13 protein-coding genes and 1 pseudogene are annotated in these 17,470 nt (G+C 47.5%); 3 read left to right on the top strand and 11 right to left on the bottom strand.

Annotated elements, in window-relative coordinates:
* Nucleotides 1–129: 129 nt before the first annotated feature.
* Nucleotides 130–549 (bottom strand): cysteine metabolism transcriptional regulator CymR, encoded by a 420-nt coding sequence (gene cymR, locus QF041_RS27510; RefSeq protein ID WP_307416369.1) that lies wholly within the window; start codon nt 547–549, stop codon nt 130–132.
* Between the two features lie 321 nt (nt 550–870).
* Here cymR and mnmA point away from each other — a divergent pair, with 321 nt between their 5' ends.
* On the top strand, nt 871–1,995 hold the full coding sequence (gene mnmA, locus QF041_RS27505) for a tRNA 2-thiouridine(34) synthase MnmA (protein WP_036616942.1): 1,125 nt from the start codon (nt 871–873) through the stop codon (nt 1,993–1,995).
* Between the two features lie 131 nt (nt 1,996–2,126).
* Here the strand turns inward: mnmA and crcB (QF041_RS27500) are convergent, their stop codons facing one another.
* Genes crcB (QF041_RS27500) through QF041_RS27485 form a run of 4 tightly spaced genes read right to left on the bottom strand, consistent with a single transcriptional unit; the run spans nt 2,127 to nt 5,158 of the window.
* Nucleotides 2,127–2,486, bottom strand: coding sequence for a fluoride efflux transporter CrcB (gene crcB / locus QF041_RS27500; RefSeq protein WP_307416368.1), 360 nt, complete (start codon nt 2,484–2,486; stop codon nt 2,127–2,129).
* A complete protein-coding gene (crcB, locus tag QF041_RS27495; RefSeq protein ID WP_307416367.1) occupies nt 2,483–2,884 on the bottom strand; it encodes a fluoride efflux transporter CrcB in 402 nt (133 codons plus the stop codon). Before crcB (QF041_RS27495) ends, crcB (QF041_RS27500) begins: the two co-directional genes overlap by 4 nt.
* 33 nt (nt 2,885–2,917) lie before the next feature.
* Nucleotides 2,918–4,225: a replication-associated recombination protein A gene (locus tag QF041_RS27490; protein WP_307416366.1), complete on the bottom strand. Its 1,308-nt coding sequence runs from the start codon at nt 4,223–4,225 to the stop codon at nt 2,918–2,920.
* A gap of 42 nt (nt 4,226–4,267) precedes the next feature.
* A complete protein-coding gene (locus QF041_RS27485) occupies nt 4,268–5,158 on the bottom strand; it encodes a LysR family transcriptional regulator (protein ID WP_307416365.1) in 891 nt (296 codons plus the stop codon).
* Between the two features lie 136 nt (nt 5,159–5,294).
* Here QF041_RS27485 and QF041_RS27480 point away from each other — a divergent pair, with 136 nt between their 5' ends.
* Together QF041_RS27480 and QF041_RS27475 are read left to right on the top strand one after the other, a co-directional pair.
* Nucleotides 5,295–6,038 (top strand): SDR family NAD(P)-dependent oxidoreductase, encoded by a 744-nt coding sequence (locus QF041_RS27480; RefSeq protein WP_307416364.1) that lies wholly within the window; start codon nt 5,295–5,297, stop codon nt 6,036–6,038.
* Nucleotides 6,035–6,937, top strand: coding sequence for a DMT family transporter (locus QF041_RS27475; protein ID WP_307416363.1), 903 nt, complete (start codon nt 6,035–6,037; stop codon nt 6,935–6,937). The genes QF041_RS27480 and QF041_RS27475 overlap by 4 nt, the downstream gene beginning before the upstream one ends.
* A 124-nt stretch (nt 6,938–7,061) precedes the next feature.
* On the opposite strand, the gene QF041_RS27470 is transcribed toward QF041_RS27475, so the two are convergent.
* The 6 genes and pseudogenes from QF041_RS27470 to hisS all read right to left on the bottom strand — a co-directional run bounded on the left by QF041_RS27470 (nt 7,062) and on the right by hisS (nt 17,078).
* Nucleotides 7,062–9,242 (bottom strand): HelD family protein, encoded by a 2,181-nt coding sequence (locus QF041_RS27470; protein WP_307416362.1) that lies wholly within the window; start codon nt 9,240–9,242, stop codon nt 7,062–7,064.
* 225 nt (nt 9,243–9,467) lie between these two features.
* Nucleotides 9,468–11,246, bottom strand: a complete 1,779-nt coding sequence (locus tag QF041_RS27465) for an ABC transporter ATP-binding protein (protein ID WP_307416361.1) — start codon at nt 11,244–11,246, stop codon at nt 9,468–9,470.
* 73 nt (nt 11,247–11,319) lie between these two features.
* Nucleotides 11,320–12,618 (bottom strand): NCS2 family permease, encoded by a 1,299-nt coding sequence (locus QF041_RS27460; RefSeq protein ID WP_036616916.1) that lies wholly within the window; start codon nt 12,616–12,618, stop codon nt 11,320–11,322.
* Between the two features lie 438 nt (nt 12,619–13,056).
* Complete coding sequence (locus QF041_RS27455) at nt 13,057–13,815, bottom strand: tRNA threonylcarbamoyladenosine dehydratase (protein WP_091020457.1); 759 nt, start codon at nt 13,813–13,815, stop codon at nt 13,057–13,059.
* A gap of 18 nt (nt 13,816–13,833) precedes the next feature.
* Nucleotides 13,834–15,613 (bottom strand): annotated as a pseudogene (gene aspS, locus QF041_RS27450) (aspartate--tRNA ligase).
* Between the two features lie 211 nt (nt 15,614–15,824).
* Entirely contained in the window at nt 15,825–17,078 is a 1,254-nt protein-coding gene (hisS, locus tag QF041_RS27445) for a histidine--tRNA ligase (protein WP_017686789.1), read from the bottom strand.
* Nucleotides 17,079–17,470: the final 392 nt, after the last annotated feature.

The following is a 17,470-nucleotide window of genomic DNA, read 5'->3' as shown; positions in this document are numbered from 1 at the left end:
TGAATACATAGCCATGCTCATTTAAAATAATCCGTAGAAATTGAAGAACAGAACAAAGTACCCATTGGCATGTCTAAAGCCCCCAAGTTGGGGGCTTTATTGTATCTTCTGTGATGCGAATTAATGATCTTAAATGTAGAACATGTAGCTGTCTTTTTTGTCCTGATCCTGGAAGGTAATCAGGTCTTTCAGTGTTGTGGAATCCAACACTTCCGCAATCCCGTCACGAATACGCAACCACAGATCACGTTTCGCCGGATCATCTTCCTCTGTGAAGTCTACTGGAGAGATTGGCCCTTCCAGTACACGGATCACATCGCCTGCAGTCATCGTTGCAGGATCTCCTGCGAGAATGTAACCGCCGTATGCACCTCTAATGCTTTTCACCAGTCCTGCATTACGTAGTGGAGCAATCAGTTGCTCCAGGTAATGCTCCGAGAGCTGGTTGCGCTCGGCAATGCTTTTAAGTGATGTAGGGCCTTCGCCTGTTCTGGCAGCAAGCTCCATCATGATTGTGAGGCCGTAACGGCCTTTTGTCGATATTTTCAAAGGAGTCACCTCTTTCAATTTTCAGAAACGATTGGAAACTTTATATTTTATCCTGTGGTCCACGACCTTTTGTTTCACGATCTGTCCACAGCAGAGATTCATAGAACTAATCTTTAACCTTCTAATTCTCCGTATTCCGATCATAACCCTCAGCTAATGTTAACATATCTGCATGCTTTATGGAAAAGAAAGATTGACGATATTCCAAAATGTGCGTCTGTGGTGGACACTATCCAAAATTGGCCGGGTGTATCGTATCTTGAGTCCGGTTATGCTAGAATAAGAAACGAAACACATTTATATATAGAAATGGTGATAACGATGTCCAAAACAATTGAAAATACACGGGTCGTCGTTGGCATGTCCGGAGGTGTCGATTCTTCCGTTACCGCACTGCTCCTGAAAGAGCAAGGTTACGATGTCATCGGCATTTTCATGAAAAACTGGGATGACACCGACGAGTTCGGCCACTGTACCGCTGAAGAAGATTCAGAGGATGTACGCCGCGTATGTGAACAGATCGGCATTCCTTACTACACTGTCAACTTCGAGAAAGAGTATTTTGATAAAGTATTTACCTATTTCCTTGATGAATATAAGTCGGGCCGCACGCCAAATCCGGATGTCATGTGTAATCGTGAGATCAAATTTGGTGAATTCCTGAACAAAGCTCTGGATCTCGGCGCAGATTATGTAGCTACAGGACACTATGCTCGCCTGATTGAAGAAGATGGCACACTCAAGTTGCTTCGTGGTGTGGACAACAATAAGGACCAAACGTATTTCCTTAACGCACTCAATCAGAACCAGCTGTCCAAAGCCATGTTCCCGATTGGTCATCTGCCCAAACCGGAAGTACGCAAAATCGCAGAAGCGGCTGGTTTGTATACTGCCAAGAAAAAAGACAGCACAGGTGTCTGCTTCATCGGTGAGCGTAATTTCAAAGAGTTCCTGAGTAACTATCTGCCTGCCAAAGGCGGAGACATGGTTGATATCGCAACCGGTGAAGTCAAAGGTCGCCACGACGGTCTGATGTACTACACCCTTGGACAGCGCCAAGGTCTTGGCATTGGTGGTTCCGGCAATGGTGAACCCTGGTTCGTTGCAGACAAGAACCTGGAGAAGAATCAACTGCTTGTTGTTCAGGGCGATGCCCATGCAAGCCTGTACTCCACAGGTCTAACCGCAACGGGTGTGAACTGGATTGCTGGTGCAGAGCACATGCCTAATGTACCATACCGTTGTACTGCCAAATTCCGCTATCGTCAGCCGGATCAAGGTGTTACATTGACCTGGCAGGAAGATGGAAGTGTGGATGTACAATTTGACCAGCAGCAAAAAGCCATTACGCCAGGACAAGCCGTTGTTTTCTACGACGGAGAGGTCTGCCTGGGTGGGGGTACGATCGATCAGGTGCAAAAAGTACCTGTACCCGCAATGCAATAATAGAGCTTGTCCATTAAAATGCGGATTATACACAATACCGTGTATCCCTATTAAAAAAGCCGTCTTTCATGTATACCATGAAGGATGGCTTTTTTCCTGCTTATTTTTGCAAAAAAATTAAAAATAGTTCGTTATGCAGTCAACCAGACTCCTGCCCAGGCGGCCAATACCCCAACTAGAACCGAACTGACAACGTAGAGCGCCGCGCTTGCGTATCGTAGTCGACCCATAAGTCCTAACGTCTCATAACCAAAGGTAGAGAACGTGGTGTACGCACCACAAAATCCGGTTCCCCACACCACCCAGATTCCATCTGAAATCATTGCAGATTGATGCCACCCATATAACAACCCAAGCAACAATGAACCACTGATGTTGATGATCCATGTTCCCCATGGAAAAGCCGTTCCCAGCAAGCCAGAGACCCATTTTCCCAGACTGTAACGCAGTACCGCACCCAGCACACCTGCAAAACCAATCCACAGGATCATGAGGCATCACCCTCTTGTCTTTGTGCTCCCAACATACGCTGTCCAAGGCTCATACCCAGCGCACAAAGCAACAACCCTGCCAACAGACTTACGATCATATAAATAGCGGCATGGACCCACTCTCCACCCTCCGATAAACGAACAATATCAAGTGTAAACGTGGAGAATGTCGTAAATGCGCCAGTAAAACCTGTGCCAATCGCCAGTCGAAGTTGTGGTGTTATTTTGCCTGGAACAGCTATGGTAAAGAACCAACCTAAAAAAAGACTGCCCACCGCATTGATTAGCAACACTGCCCAAGGGAAACCCTCATGGACAGTTGGTATCGCTAACTGTATGGCATATCGGGTCACTGTACCGAGAAATCCACCCACCCCTATATACAAAAGCTCTTTCATGTTGTGTGCATCTCCCGAATGATCTGTCTGTTCTTAAAATTCCCTGCGCCGCTGTTGGTTCAGCCTGATTTTCGATTCGTTACCCTGCTCCGTGGCCTCATAGAATACTCTCCGTGAGAGCTGCTTTGGCAAATATTCTTGTTTCACATAATGCCCAGGGTAATTGTGCGGATATTGATAGCCCTCATGTCCAAGTTTTACAGCACCCGAGTAATGCGTATCTCGCAAGTGAAGCGGAACTTCTGCCGATTTTACCTCATCAATTGCGTTCATGGCTTTGGAAATGGCGGTATACACCGCATTGGATTTCGGACTTTCGACCGCGAACAAAATCGCTTGTGCGATGTTCAGCTTGGCTTCGGGCCAGCCGTTATTCCGGTACGCATCAAGTGCTCCAATTGCCTGGGTCATGGCTTGGGGGTTCGCAAGTCCAATGTCTTCACTGCTTGCTGCAATCAGGCGCCGAATGAAGGTCATCGGGTCCATGCCGAGCTTCTCCACAGCGTATAGAAACCAGAACAGCGCCGCATCACTGGAACCCCGAATACTCTTGTGAAATGCAGACAACACATCATACTGTGTGGATTCATCTGCCTTCACAATAGGGCGCCGAATAGACTCTTCAGCTACACCAAGCGTAATATGAATGGACCCATCCTTCTCCGGTGGCGTGGTCAACGCAGCCAGTTCAAGTGCGTTAAGCGCACGCCGAATATCCCCGTTGGCCATCGTGGCAATATGCTCTAGCGCCTCGTCGTCCGCATGCAGTTCCATGAACCCCAGACCTTTGTCCGCATCACTCAATGCTCTGCGCATTGCAATAAGCGAATGCTCCTTGTTCAGCGATTCCAGCTGGAACAGGGTGGAACGGCTCATCAAGGCCCCATTGACATAATGAAAGGGATTCTCTGTTGTCGCGCCGATAAAAATAATCGTGCCCTTCTCTACCGCTGGCAATAGCGCATCCTGACGTGAACTGTTAAACCGATGTACCTCGTCGAGGAACAGAATGGTTTTGGTTCCATACAGCTGTTTGTTCGTTTGCGCCTGTTCGATGACTTCACGCACATCCTTGACGGAAGCTTCCACTGCATTCAGACGTACGAACTGTCCTTGCGTTTGCTGAGAAATAATATGTGCCAAGGTTGTCTTGCCACATCCCGGAGGGCCGTATAACAAGATGGACGAAATTTGATCAGCCTCGATGGCCCGCCGCAGTAATTTCCCCGGTCCAATAATATGTTCCTGTCCAATATATTCATCCAGATGCTCTGGCCGCAAGCGGTCCGCGAGCAGTCTAGCTTGTGGTTTTGAGTCCTGTTGAAACGAAAATAAATCCATTGCTCATCACTTCCTTAACGGATTGCCTTGCCTTGAATACAATTACACTTCTGATGGTTCTCCACTCTCTATCATATCATACTCTCGCGGTAACATAGCCATAAATGCATGAAGTGCACTGCTGACAAAGGCATCCTTGCGAGTAATAAAATGAGTCATCATGCGATTCATACCTACGGGGAGTGTATGCGTGCGCAATAATCCATTTTCGATCTGATGCCTAATCACAATCTCTGGTAATAAGGAAATTCCCATACCGGACGTAACTCCACTAATAATCGCTTCAAGGGTTCCGAATTCCATAATTACTGGGCGGGTAACACCACCCACCTCTAACCATTCCTCCAAAACCTGACGATAGGAACACCCCATGCTGTAGACAAGAATGGGTTTACTCTTAAGATCTTCATCCGTAGGACCCATACCAGAATAGACAACAAATAGTTCCTCATCAAATACGGGAATAGAAATGATGTCGGGGTGATCACAGGGACAACCAATGAAAGCCCCTTCCAATTCATACCCAATCACTTGATCCATAAGCATCTGCGAATTGCCAGTAACCAGTGACAAGGAGACATCTGGATACTGTTTATAATATCTGACGAAAAGTTCAGGTAGTCGCACGGCCGCCGCGGTTTGTGTAGACCCTATTCGCATTGGACCCGATGGTGTGCTCGTCGCCCGAAGCGCCTTGGAAGCATCATTCAGCAAACCAATAATTTTATCTGCATAGGTCAGCAACATTTCTCCGGCTGGAGATAACGTCATGCCTCGGTTATGACGAATGAACAACGTTGTCCCTACTTCTGCTTCCAGATGCCGGATTCGTGCCGTTACGTTTGATTGAACATACCCCAGTTTAGAAGCCGCTTTGGTCAGATTCCCTTCCTGTGCAACACACTGAAATATTCTAAGATCCCCGCTCTCCATGGTCCCCCCACTCTGACATCATTCAAAATGATATCCGCTTCATTACCAATCATTATACTTCATGTGTAAACCGGACTACAATTCATGTAGATCCCAAACCAGTCATCTGACTGGATGATGATAAGGAGTGTTCAGCATGACATACTGGAAAAATAGAGTTGCTCTGATCACAGGTGGTGGAACAGGTATAGGACGTGCTGTAAGTGAGTTGCTCGCTGAACGCGGAGCCTTAGTCGCTGTTAACTATTCCCGCTCACAAGATGCAGCAAGAGAGACTGTTCAACACATTTTGGATACGGGAGGCCATGCATTCGCCGTTCAAGCCAATGTTGCCAATGATCTTGATGTCCGGCGGATGGTCACTACAATAACTGAAACCTATGGCCCGATCACTGCACTTGTAAATAACGCCGGCATCACGCACCATATCCCCATGCACGATCTGGAGTCTGTTACAGATGACGTCTGGAATGAGCTGGTTGATGTGAATGTGAAAGGCATGTTTCATTGCGCTCGTGCAGTGACGGAAGGCATGAGACAGGCTGGCGGTGGTTCTATCGTAAATCTGGGCAGTATCGCAGGCAGTACGGGCTCGGGCTCCTCCCTCCCTTACGCCGTCTCCAAAGCGGCAGTTCATGGGCTGACCTTATCACTTGCGCACGCACTCTCACCACACATTCGGGTGAATGCTATCGTCCCTGGCGCAGTTGCTACAAGGTGGTGGGCTGGAAACGAGGAGCGAATGTATCGTCTTGGTGGAGAAGTGTTATTACAGCATATTGCCTCACCTGAAGATATCGCACACATGATCTGTGCTGCGCTGGAACAGCAATCCATGACCGGGCAACTAATTACTATAGATAGCGGACAGACGTTATGAGCTCCAGTCATGATAAAGATACCCGGATCATACAACCATTGAAATATACACTATTGATCATTTTGACAACGCTAATCATGGGTACTTCTTTTCCAGTTGGCAAGATCGGCATGTTATATGCCCCACCTTTCCTGCTCATGGGCATACGTTATATACTGGCAGGTGGCTTGATGGCGTTGTTCCTTCGTAAACGTCCTTTGCCTACTGGATGGCAGGCTTGGTTGAAAATAATCCTCATTGGTCTGTTCCAATCCGCAGGAGTGATGGGCTGCGCCTACTACAGCATGAACTGGATTACATCCGGTGAATCCGCCATTATTACGTTTACCAATCCGCTACTGGTCATTATCCTCAGTGCTCTTTTATATAGAGTGACCTACCGTTTCAGTCAGTGGATCGGTGTTATACTCGGTTTCATCGGGATTATGTTAACTTTTGGATGGCAGATGAGCTTTAGCCCCGGAACCTGGATTGGATTTGGTGGTGCGATCTCCTTTGCCGTGTCCACATTGCTCATCAAACGCTGGGGCAATGGCTACGATACTTTTGTCTTAACAGCCTATCAGATGCTTGCTGGAGGTGCTGCGTTGCTTCTGCTGAGCGTATGGACTGAACAGCCTCACTTTATGGTCAATACCACTTCGGTTATGGCGCTGCTCTGGTTAACGCTTGTTTGCTCCATCATTCAGTTCTCACTCTGGTTTTATCTGCTTCAGAATAGTGACCCAGCCCAAACCAGTTCGTATCTGTTTCTGGCACCATTCTTTGGTGTATTATCGAGTTGGATTTTACTAAGAGAACACGTTCAGTGGTTTGCATTGGCAGGCGGTCTACTCATTGGTGTTGGCATATTCCTGGTGAACCGTCGCTCATCCAGAATGAGAAATAGCGTAACATAAACTTGAACTCCCCCGTCGTTCTTCGTCGGAAGATTAAGCAATTCTCGCACAAAAGCAGAAAAAGGCATGCGCTTATGGGACTTTCCCATGAACGTCATGCCTTTTGTTGTATAACAAACTTTATTCACCCAAGCTCTGGCCAACCTTGAACGGTTACCGGCTCGCCATCGGGATTATGTGTTGCAGCCGCATAGATCGGCAGTTCACCATCATGGAAGAGCCACAATTCGTGCAAGGCCCGTGTACAACCAACGTACAACAGCTTTGCATCACCCGCATTTGGCAAATAATGCTTCTGGTCTACGTCTGCCACAATAACGGCATCAAACTCCAACCCTTTGGACAGATAGACAGGTAAAACGGAGTGTCCACCCGTGTACTGCTTTTTGCCACCATCGATCAGATTTAGATCCCAGCCTGCGACCTGAAGGTCACGGTGAAGCACCTCTGCTTCATGCAGTGTACGGGTCAGAATGGAGACCGTTCGGTAGTCTTTGACGGTTAACACCTTCAAAGCCTCTTCAAGGCTCGCCGTCCGCCCTTCGCCTCCATAAGCCAACGTCCGAACCGGATCACCACTACGGAAAACAGGAATCGCCGTAATCCCGCTCTTGACGCCACGTTCCAGAATCGTGTTTGCATAGTCGATAATTTCCATCGTTGAACGATAACTTCGGGTTAATGCAAAATATGCATTCTGTTCCTCAGGAAATAAAGAACTCATCTCTTCCCACGCATGAACACCACGGTACTCATGAATGCCTTGAGACAAGTCACCCAGTATGGTGAAGGAATGCCCTTTGACGAACTGATCCAATAACGCCACATGAAAAGGGGAAAAGTCCTGCGCTTCATCGATTACAATATGGTCAAATCGCTCCGAACCCTCAATATCATGGACCAATGTATGAATGTATACCAATGCAGGCAGGTCCTCTTCACGGACGATATCCTGTTTCAGATCTGCTGCAGTTTGTTTCATGACCAGTTTTGGAATAAGCCCGCTGAGCGAGGCTGGCACAGAGCCACCCTTTGCAGCTTTGAACAACTGTTTGTATAGCGTAAGCGGCTCATATTGAGGCCATTTTTTGGCATAGGCCTTCTCACGAGTCGCTGCTTTTTTCTTGCGTTCTTTGCGCACAGCTTCTGGCATCGGTTTCTTGAGTTCCATCTCAATCCAGCGGTGAACTCTCGCCATGACCCGCTCTTTGCGTTTGGCCAGTGGATAATGCTTGTATTCCTCACCGAACCAGTTCTCGATCTCCGTCTTGCTGAGCACCTTACCATCCCATGGACTGAAGTCCATATCCGGTACGGAATCCGCTTCCATGCCCGAGAGCCACTCTCGAATAAGCTCCATGAAACGGATCGATCCTTTGTAACGTCCAGGTACATCATCATTCAATTCAGGCCGAGCATCAGGTGTTTCGAACCAGGTGTTCAATGTATCCGACGTATTCGCCAAAGGCATCTCCAGCCCCAGCAGATTCATCGCCCAATCCGGGAACGTCCGCTGCTGAATGTCCCCTACTCCAAGTTCCGGGAGCACATCCGAGATGTAATCCAGGAACATGTGGTTGGGTGCAAAAATAACCATTTTCTCTGCAGATACCTGCTCCTTGTACTGATATAGCAAAAAGGCAAGCCGATGCAGGGCAACCGTTGTTTTCCCAGATCCAGCTACACCCTGAATGATCAATGCAGTGTTTCTCGCTGCACGAATAATCAGATCCTGCTCCGCCTGAATCGTAGATACGATGTCACGGAGTTTGTTATCCTTGTTCTCTCCCAGACGATAAACGAGGAATTCATCTGATACCGCTGGCTGGTCGCTGTCACGGTTATATGTATCCGCCACACGTTCCAATATCCGCTGCCGAATGACAACGTTTCGTTTCAGATATACGAGACCTTCGATAAGCCCTTCGGGGGCTTCATAGGTAGCGGAGGCTTCGCCTCCCGTAAATGAGTAAAACAGGCTTGCGACAGGAGCACGCCAGTCGATGACGAGCGGATGCTCTCCCACCTCTTCGCGGTCTACGCCGATTTTGCCAATATACAGCGGTTTCCGTGCACCACTGCCCTGTTCTTCGAAATCCAAGCGTCCGAAATAGGGTTGCTGCGCGCTCTTGGACAAGGCGGTGCGGCGCTCTTCGCGTCCAGCTTCCAGCACTTGTTCTGTGAAGTCGTGGCCGGTATACACCGGAATGTTCTGCAGTCTTTCCAGCTGACTGTCCACTTCCTCCATCGTTCGCTCTAACCTGTACTCTTCTTCTTGATAGGCACTTTGAAAGCTGTCTGACATGTTTCAGTTACCTCCTAAGAATATGTTTTGCTCTGCATCGCCAATCACTGACGACGCAAAAGGATACCCACTATATCATATTGATGTGGAAAAAGCTACAGCACCTGGTGACCTGATAAAAGAAAACCGTTGCTCACGCTCGTACTGAACGTATGAACAACAGTCTTAAGTTGAACTATTTTTGAACCTTATCTTTGAAAAACAGTTATCGATCTAGTTCTGATTTCAATCTTGCCCTTCCTGTGCCACAAACTGTTTTTGAGCTAATTCACGGTATACCGGATGGTTGCTAATTAATTCCGTATGAGTTCCTGTTCCGGTAACATGTCCATGCTCCAATACAACAATCTGATCGGAGTCCACTACTGTGGACAACCGATGTGCTATCACAATCGTGGTTCTGCCTTCCATCAGGTTGGACAAAGCCTGTTGTACTTCATACTCCGAGGTACTGTCCAGACTGGATGTTGCTTCATCCAACATCAGAATATCCGGACTGCGCAGTAAGGCACGAGCAATAGCAATCCGCTGACGTTGGCCCCCGGATAACTTAATTCCTCTCTCGCCCACTTCCGTGTCATATCCCTGTGGCAACTTGTCGATAAAGTCGGCAGAATAGGCCATCTCAGCAGCTCGTCGGATCTCATCCATCGTGGCCTCACGACCTAATCCGTACGTGATGTTGTCTTTGATCGTACCCGCCATAAGTGGACTTTCCTGAGATACATACCCGATCTTGCTGCGCCAGGAGGCCAAAGAATAATCCGTTATCGCTTGTCCTCCATATGAAATGTAGCCTGAATCTGGCATATAGAACTGCTCCATCAAAGAGAACAGCGTTGATTTGCCGCTACCGCTTGGACCGACAATCGCTGTCACTTTTTGTGTAGGTACCGTCAGATTGATTCCGTGCAACACTTCCTCACCTGTAACATAGGAAAAGTGTACATTATGGAATGCAATCGTCTCATTTCCTTTTGGAGCTACCTTGGTGCTGTCATGCGGCTCTTCCTCATCGGCAAGAATAGCTTGTATGCGCTCCGTAGCACCAACTACTTTCTGTAAACGGGAGTACAGCGTCGTGAATTGTCCCATTGGCATAATGACCTGGAACAACAGCAAAATGAACGCAACCAGTTCACCCGGTGACAGCATGCCAGACGCTACACGCATTCCCCCCACACCCAGAATAACGACCAACACGGCAGTCATGACAAATGTAAACAAGGGACCGATCAGAGCGAGGATGCGTGCTTCCTGCAAGCCAAAAGCAAACATTTTACGAATCCGGGAATCCCCTGCTTCCACTTCCTGTTTCTCCGTGCCGTAGGCTTTGACCAAGCGGATCTCACCAATAACCTGACTGAGCACGGACGTAAGACCTGCCATCTCATCCTGCTGCTTCTTGGAGATCTTGTACATTTTCTTCCCGACCGGCAACAGAATCAACAACGTAAGTGGCACCAGACTCAGAATAATGAGCGACATCACCCAATCCAAGTAAAATAGTAATGCCACGCCACCCACAACAGCGACGATGTTGGATACAAAGGAAACTAGATAATCCGCGATCAACGTCATGATCTGGCTTGTATCATTCGTAATCCGGCTCATCGTATCGCCTGTACGATTGCGGTCGAAATACGGCATTCGCAGCGACAATACCTTGTTCCACAGCTTGGTGCGAAGTGTTGCGACGACGCGTTGTCCGGCGTAATTTAACATATAAATGCTAATACCCGAGGCAATTGCCTGAATTACAAATGCCCCAAGCAATAACAAAATAACAGATTTGTTCAATGCCGAAGTGGTTAATCCATCAATCAGACCTTTGGTCATCAATGGCACGATCAGTCCGGCTGTAGTTTGAATCAGGGTTAAGATGAGGGCTAGAATCAAGATCAGTTTTGGCGGGTTCGTGGAAGCGATAAGCTTGACGAAATCCTTAAATCCCTTTTTTCCTACCTTCGGTTCATTCTGCCCTGCTTGTTGCTGCTCTTCCATTCCCGTTCCTCCCGTTCTCCATCTGCTCACCAGAGATCATACGTATGAATTTACATGACGTTGCCTTTTCTTATTACAAAACGCCATGCAACACAAAATTGGCTAAAAAGAGGATGGAAATGCCATACATGACCACAGGTACCTGTTTACCCTGACCTGCTGCCAGCTTCGCTAATGGATAGGCAATAAATCCAAACGCCATACCGTCCACGATGCTATATGTAAATGGAATCATGACCATGATCAGGAATGCCGGGAATGCCTCTGTGAAGTCACCAAAATCCATATCTTTCACACCTTGGACCATCAGGCCACCAATAATGATCAAAATGGGCGCAATTGCACTGTCTGGAATATAACCGAGCAGCGGAATGAAGAAAAAAGTAGCCCCGAATAACACGGCTGTAACGAGTGGAGTCAAACCTGTGCGACCGCCTGCGGCAATTCCGGCTGTAGTCTCGGCTGCAGCAACAGGAGGACTGCTTCCGAATACACCTGCCAGTACGGTACTAATGGATAGGGCGCGTAGACTTCCTTTGAATCGCTCTGGACGACCAATCATCTGTGTCTGAGCGGTAATTAATCCGATATTTTCGAACACCACAATTAGTAGTAGCAAAAATACCGCGATCCAGAAGGCAACATCAGCCAGCTTCATCAAAGACAATTCGCCAAACAACCCACCGTATTGACGCAGCGCATCCATCGCTGATACGGATTCACCCGGGTTCACTGCTCCAAGTACATAGGCAAGGCCTGTCCCGACCAGAATACTGATCAGAAGCCCACCCTGTACGTTCCGTATAAATAAAATCAAGGCAAGCACCAGCGTAACGCAGGCTGTAATGACATTCGGATCATTGAAATGCCCAATCGCAACAAACGTGGTCTGATGTGCGATGACAATTCCACTTTTTTGTAAACCGATAAATGTCAGAAACAAACCAATTCCCACCGTAATCCCATGCTGCAGATTTTTTGGAATCGCTTCGCTGATCATTTTGTATAGTGACGTAAACGCAACAATGGCAAACAGTATACCTGTAACGGTTACAACGGCCAGCGCTTCTTGCCAGCTTAATTTCATGGAATGTACAAGTGTATACGTAAAAAATGCATTGATCCCCATTCCGGGTACCACGATAATCGGTGATTTTCCGCCAAATGCCATGAGCAAACAGCCTGCAATGGATGTCAGCAGGGTTCCAACCATGGCCGCCTGCAAGGGCATCCCGGCATCGGAAAGAATTGTAGCATTGACCATAACGATATAGACCACAGCAAAATAGGAAATGGCTCCCGCCACAACTTCCTTCTTCCACTGGTCTCCTGGCTCCATGCCAAGACGTCTGGTCATCCATCCGTGTTTCATTTCGTTCTATTCCCCTCTCTCTAATTATAAATTCAACTAAAGAATGTTTACACTTGCCACTCCGATGACAGAATAACCTTTCGATCGCTGTTATCCCCAGATTTTTTGCATCTCCTTCTCCAAGGGGAAAATCCGGTGATAAAGGCGAACGCTTCGCTTCTCCAGCTTTTTTCTGTCCTCTCCGTTCTCGTGTAAAAAGTTAAGTTGAACCTATATGGCCGTAAATTCATTATGTATGTATCATCATTTCGCGCAGCAGTGAATATCATACACGGTTTTGACTTTGAAGTACATGACGTAACTCTGACATTTATCTATGAATACAGTTCGGCTATCATAGACGATTGACGTCCCATCCGCTCCGGTCTTCCGAAGTATGATCACACAAAAAAGCGCAGATGCCTTATCGGCATCCACGCTTCTTCAGTTGGCAGCAAGTTACTGCTGCTTGTTCTCTGCAATTTCTAACAAATCCTTAATCGCAACACTGACCATAATCAGTCCAGCTACCGGAGGCACGAATGAGTTACTCGCAGGTGGCTGTTTGGCCTTGCGAATTTCCGGAGCATTCTCGGGAACGATTTTCTGTGTTACGTCCTCGCGCGGTTTCATCGGCTTTTCAGTCGAGAAGACCACCTTCACACCTTTTTTAATGCCGTCTTTGCGAAGTGTAGTCCGCACAACACGGGCAATCGGGTCCATGGTTGTTTTCGAAATATCTGCAACCTGGAATTTCGTTGGATCCATTTTATTCGCCGCACCCATGCTGGAAATCATCGGAATTTTACGTTTGAGGCACTCTTTAATGAGATGGATTTTGTAGATAATCGTGTCGGATGCATCCAGCACATAATCCAGTTCATATTTGAACAATTCCTCATACGTTTCTTCCGTGTAAAACATATTCAATGCAATCGCATCACATTCCGGATTGATCAGTTTCACACGTTCCACCATCAGATCCGCTTTTTTCTGCCCTACTGTCGTGGTCAGAGCATGAATCTGGCGGTTAATATTGGTGATGTCCACTACGTCTTTATCAATCAGGATGATGCGCCCAACGCCGCTACGGGCAAGAGCTTCTACAGCAATTCCACCTACGCCGCCAATACCGAGCACAGCGACTGTACTATTCTTCAATGCGTCCAGACCTTCAGGTCCGATCGCAAGTTCTGTTCTTGAAAATTGATGGAGCATTGAGAATCGATGCCTCCTTTATTTCTTTTCCGCTACCGGTTTACGGGCTACGCGGATATGAAGTTGTTCCAATTGCGAGTCATCCACTTCAGAAGGTGCATTCATGAGCAGATCCGTTGCACTTGCCGTTTTCGGGAAGGCAATCGTTTCACGCAAGTTCGTGCGACCCGCCAGCAACATCACAAGACGGTCCAGACCAAAGGCAATACCACCATGCGGTGGAGTTCCATATTCGAATGCTTCCAACAGATAGCCGAATTTCTCATTCGCTACTTCTGGTGAGAGTCCAAGGGCAGCAAACATTTTCTCCTGAACATCACGTTTGTAGATACGCATTGAACCGCCACCTACTTCATAACCATTGAGAACAAGGTCATAGGCTTGAGCGCGGATTGCACCCGGATCAGTGTCGAAGAGATGTACATCTTCGTCTTTTGGACGTGTGAACGGATGGTGTTCTGCCACATAACGTTTCGCATCTTCATCATATCCGAGGAGTGGGAAGTCCACAACCCAAGCAAATTTGAATTTGCTATCATCGATCAATCCAAGTTGACGGCCGATTTTCAGACGCAGTGCGCCAAGAACGTCAGCAACCACTTTTTTCGTGTCTGCGGAGAAGAGCAACAAGTCGCCATCTTCAGCACCCGTACGTTCTTTGACAGCTACGATTTCTTCAGGCGTGAAGAACTTCACGATTGGCCCTTTGAACTCGCCGTCTTTCACTTGAATCCAAGCCAGACCTTTCGCACCGTAACGTGCAGCAAATGGTCCGAGATCATCGATCTCTTTACGGCTCCATGTGCCACAGCCTTTAGCGTTCAGCACTTTCACTTCTCCACCTTTTTCGATGACAGAAGCAAATACTTTCACACCACTGTTTACTACAATATCGTTCATTTCAACCAGTTCCATACCAAAGCGCAGATCTGGTTTGTCTGAACCATATTTACCCATTGCATCTGCATACGTAATCCGTTGGAAAGGCAGTTCCAGCTCAATGCCTTTGGTTTCACGCAGCAATTTGGCCATCAGTTCTTCCATCATTGGCAGCAGGTCATCCTGTTGCAAGAAAGAAGTCTCGATGTCGACTTGAGTGAATTCTGGTTGACGGTCTGCACGCAGATCCTCATCCCGGAAACAACGAGCGATTTGATAGTAACGCTCAACGCCGCCCACCATCAGCAACTGTTTGTAGATTTGTGGGGATTGTGGCAAGGCGAAGAATTCACCTTCATGCACACGGCTCGGTACGAGATAATCACGCGCACCTTCCGGGGAGCTCTTAGTCAAAATCGGTGTTTCCACTTCAACGAACTCTTCTCCATCCAGGTAGTCACGGAACACTTTGGATGCTTTGGAACGCAGTTTCAGTGTTTCGAACATTTCCGGACGACGCAGGTCCAGGTAACGATATTTCAAACGAAGGGATTCATCAACTTCAACACCATCTTCAATGAAGAATGGAGGTGTTTTTGCTGCGTTCAGCACTTCGATTTCTGTAATTTGAACTTCAATTTCGCCAGTAGGCAGGTTTTTGTTAACTGTTTCTGCATCACGTTTAACGACTTTACCTGTTACAGCGATAACATACTCGCTACGTACGCGATCTGCGATTTGCAGAGCTTCACCGGAATAAGCCGGGTTAAAGACAACTTGTACAATCCCCGCTGCGATCACGCAGGTCGATGAAGAGTACACCCCCCAAGTCACGACGGGTCTGAACCCAACCGTTCAATGTTACTGTTTCACCGATGTGTGCGGGTGTTAATGCGCCGCAATGATGACTTCTTTTCATAACCAAACTCCTCATTATGTGAATTTCCGTTCTGTATGGGCAGATAGTACCTGCTCTTCAACAGTCCGGTTACGTGTAGACCCTGTATTCGAAAAGGCATGTTACCTCTGGCTCGCCAACTTCCGCTTAAGGAAACGTCGATGAACCTCAGTAATTTTGCCGGATCAATTGTTTTACTTGAATGTTTAAGACTTAATGTAACACTTCATGCTTATTTACCTTCGCGAATTGCCGCTACCAGATCATCCAGCTTCACGGTTTGTTGTTCACCCGTATCCATCGACTTGAGGGCGATCTCACCACGCTCCAGCTCGTCATCACCAAGGATGGCAGTATAGCGGGATTTGAAACGGTCAGCTGATTTCATCTGTGCTTTCATTTTACGGCCCAGATAATCACGTTCCCCAGACAGTCCCGACTGACGAAGTTTGAACAACAGACGGTTCACTTCACGATCAGCTGCCTCTCCCAGAGCAACAAAGTACACATCCAGTGGAGCCAGTGTAGTAACCTCAATGTTTTGGTGCTCCAGAATCAGTTGAATACGCTCCAGACCAATACCGAAGCCGATGCCCGGCTGATCAGGTCCGCCGATATCTCCAACGAGACCATTGTACCGACCACCGCCGCCAACCGTATCTATTGCTCCAATACCTTGGGCTTTTAATTCAAACGCAGTCAGTGTGTAATAATCCAAGCCCCGTACAAGACGATTGTTCACAGCATAATCCACTCCGAAATCATCCAGGTAAGCCTGCAGCTTGGCAAAGTGATTCAAAGACTCTTCATCCAGGCTATCCAGTATGGAAGGTGCCCCAACGAATTTGTCCTGATCAACTTTGCAATCGAGCACACGCAGCGGATTACGCTCCATGCGGGACTGGCAGTCCTTGCACAGGCTGTCTTTCATCGGTCTAAGGAACCCAAGTAACGTCTCGCGATATTCTGCACGGCTGGTCGAGTTACCAACGGAGTTGATCTCTACTTTGACATCCTTCAAGCCGAGTTCCACGCACAATTGGTAGCCAAGTGCGATCACTTCGGCATCAATCGCCGGGTCCAGTGCACCGATGGCTTCTACACCAAACTGGTGGAACTGACGTTGACGGCCTGCCTGCGGACGCTCGTACCGGAACATCGGACCGATGTAATAGAGCTTGCTCACATCCGGTTCGCCGTAGATTTTATTCTCTACATACGCACGGACAACACCCGCTGTTCCCTCTGGACGAAGAGTCATGCTGCGATTGCCTTTGTCATCAAAGGTATACATTTCTTTCTCAACGATATCGGTAGTCTCTCCTACACCGCGTACAAATAAAGAAGTCTGTTCGAAGATCGGTGTGCGAATCTCACGGTAATTAAACCGTCGACACAGATCTCGTGCTTTTTCTTCTACGTACTGCCATTTCTCGACAACTCCAGGCAGTAAGTCCTGCGTTCCAGTCGGTTTTTGAAAAGCCATCTTGATCCCTCCAGCATTGATTTTTTTCTCTAAAAGTTAAAAAATTCTACACGTGATCACTGCGCGGGCAGAACAACCTTACAATCGCTGTTATCCCCAGATTTATTGAATTAATTTTATAATGTGGAAATCCGGTGATAGCATATGCTTCCGATGCAGCTTTCTTTCAGAAAGCTTTTAGGCGAACGCTTCGCTTTTACAGGTTTTTTCTGCCCTCTCCGTTTTCGTGTATTTCTTTTAAATCAACTTATATAACAAAAAAACCCCTCGCCCTGTCGCTGTGTATACAGCAAACAAAGGGACGAGAGATTGTGTAATATACATTCACCCGTGGTACCACCCACATTCCGGAAACCTGACACTTTAGCCGTTCAGGTGATCTCTGATGATTC

Origin of the sequence: Paenibacillus sp. W2I17 (genome assembly GCF_030815985.1) — a bacterium.
Taxonomy (GTDB): domain Bacteria; phylum Bacillota; class Bacilli; order Paenibacillales; family Paenibacillaceae; genus Paenibacillus.
The sequence above is the reverse complement of the archived record's forward strand: the minus strand, read 5'-3'. Positions and strand labels throughout refer to the sequence as shown.

Excerpts from the sequence above, each read along its gene's own strand:
- mnmA (WP_036616942.1), top strand. The coding sequence starts at position 871 with ATGTCCAAAACAATTGAAAATACACGGGTCGTCGTTGGCATGTCCGGA.
- crcB (WP_307416368.1), bottom strand. The coding sequence starts at position 2,486 with ATGATCCTGTGGATTGGTTTTGCAGGTGTGCTGGGTGCGGTACTGCGT.
- crcB (WP_307416367.1), bottom strand. The coding sequence starts at position 2,884 with ATGAAAGAGCTTTTGTATATAGGGGTGGGTGGATTTCTCGGTACAGTG.
- QF041_RS27490 (WP_307416366.1), bottom strand. The coding sequence starts at position 4,225 with ATGGATTTATTTTCGTTTCAACAGGACTCAAAACCACAAGCTAGACTG.
- QF041_RS27485 (WP_307416365.1), bottom strand. The coding sequence starts at position 5,158 with ATGGAGAGCGGGGATCTTAGAATATTTCAGTGTGTTGCACAGGAAGGG.
- QF041_RS27480 (WP_307416364.1), top strand. The coding sequence starts at position 5,295 with ATGACATACTGGAAAAATAGAGTTGCTCTGATCACAGGTGGTGGAACA.
- QF041_RS27475 (WP_307416363.1), top strand. The coding sequence starts at position 6,035 with ATGAGCTCCAGTCATGATAAAGATACCCGGATCATACAACCATTGAAA.
- QF041_RS27470 (WP_307416362.1), bottom strand. The coding sequence starts at position 9,242 with ATGTCAGACAGCTTTCAAAGTGCCTATCAAGAAGAAGAGTACAGGTTA.
- QF041_RS27465 (WP_307416361.1), bottom strand. The coding sequence starts at position 11,246 with ATGGAAGAGCAGCAACAAGCAGGGCAGAATGAACCGAAGGTAGGAAAA.
- QF041_RS27460 (WP_036616916.1), bottom strand. The coding sequence starts at position 12,618 with ATGAAACACGGATGGATGACCAGACGTCTTGGCATGGAGCCAGGAGAC.
- QF041_RS27455 (WP_091020457.1), bottom strand. The coding sequence starts at position 13,815 with ATGCTCCATCAATTTTCAAGAACAGAACTTGCGATCGGACCTGAAGGT.
- hisS (WP_017686789.1), bottom strand. The coding sequence starts at position 17,078 with ATGGCTTTTCAAAAACCGACTGGAACGCAGGACTTACTGCCTGGAGTT.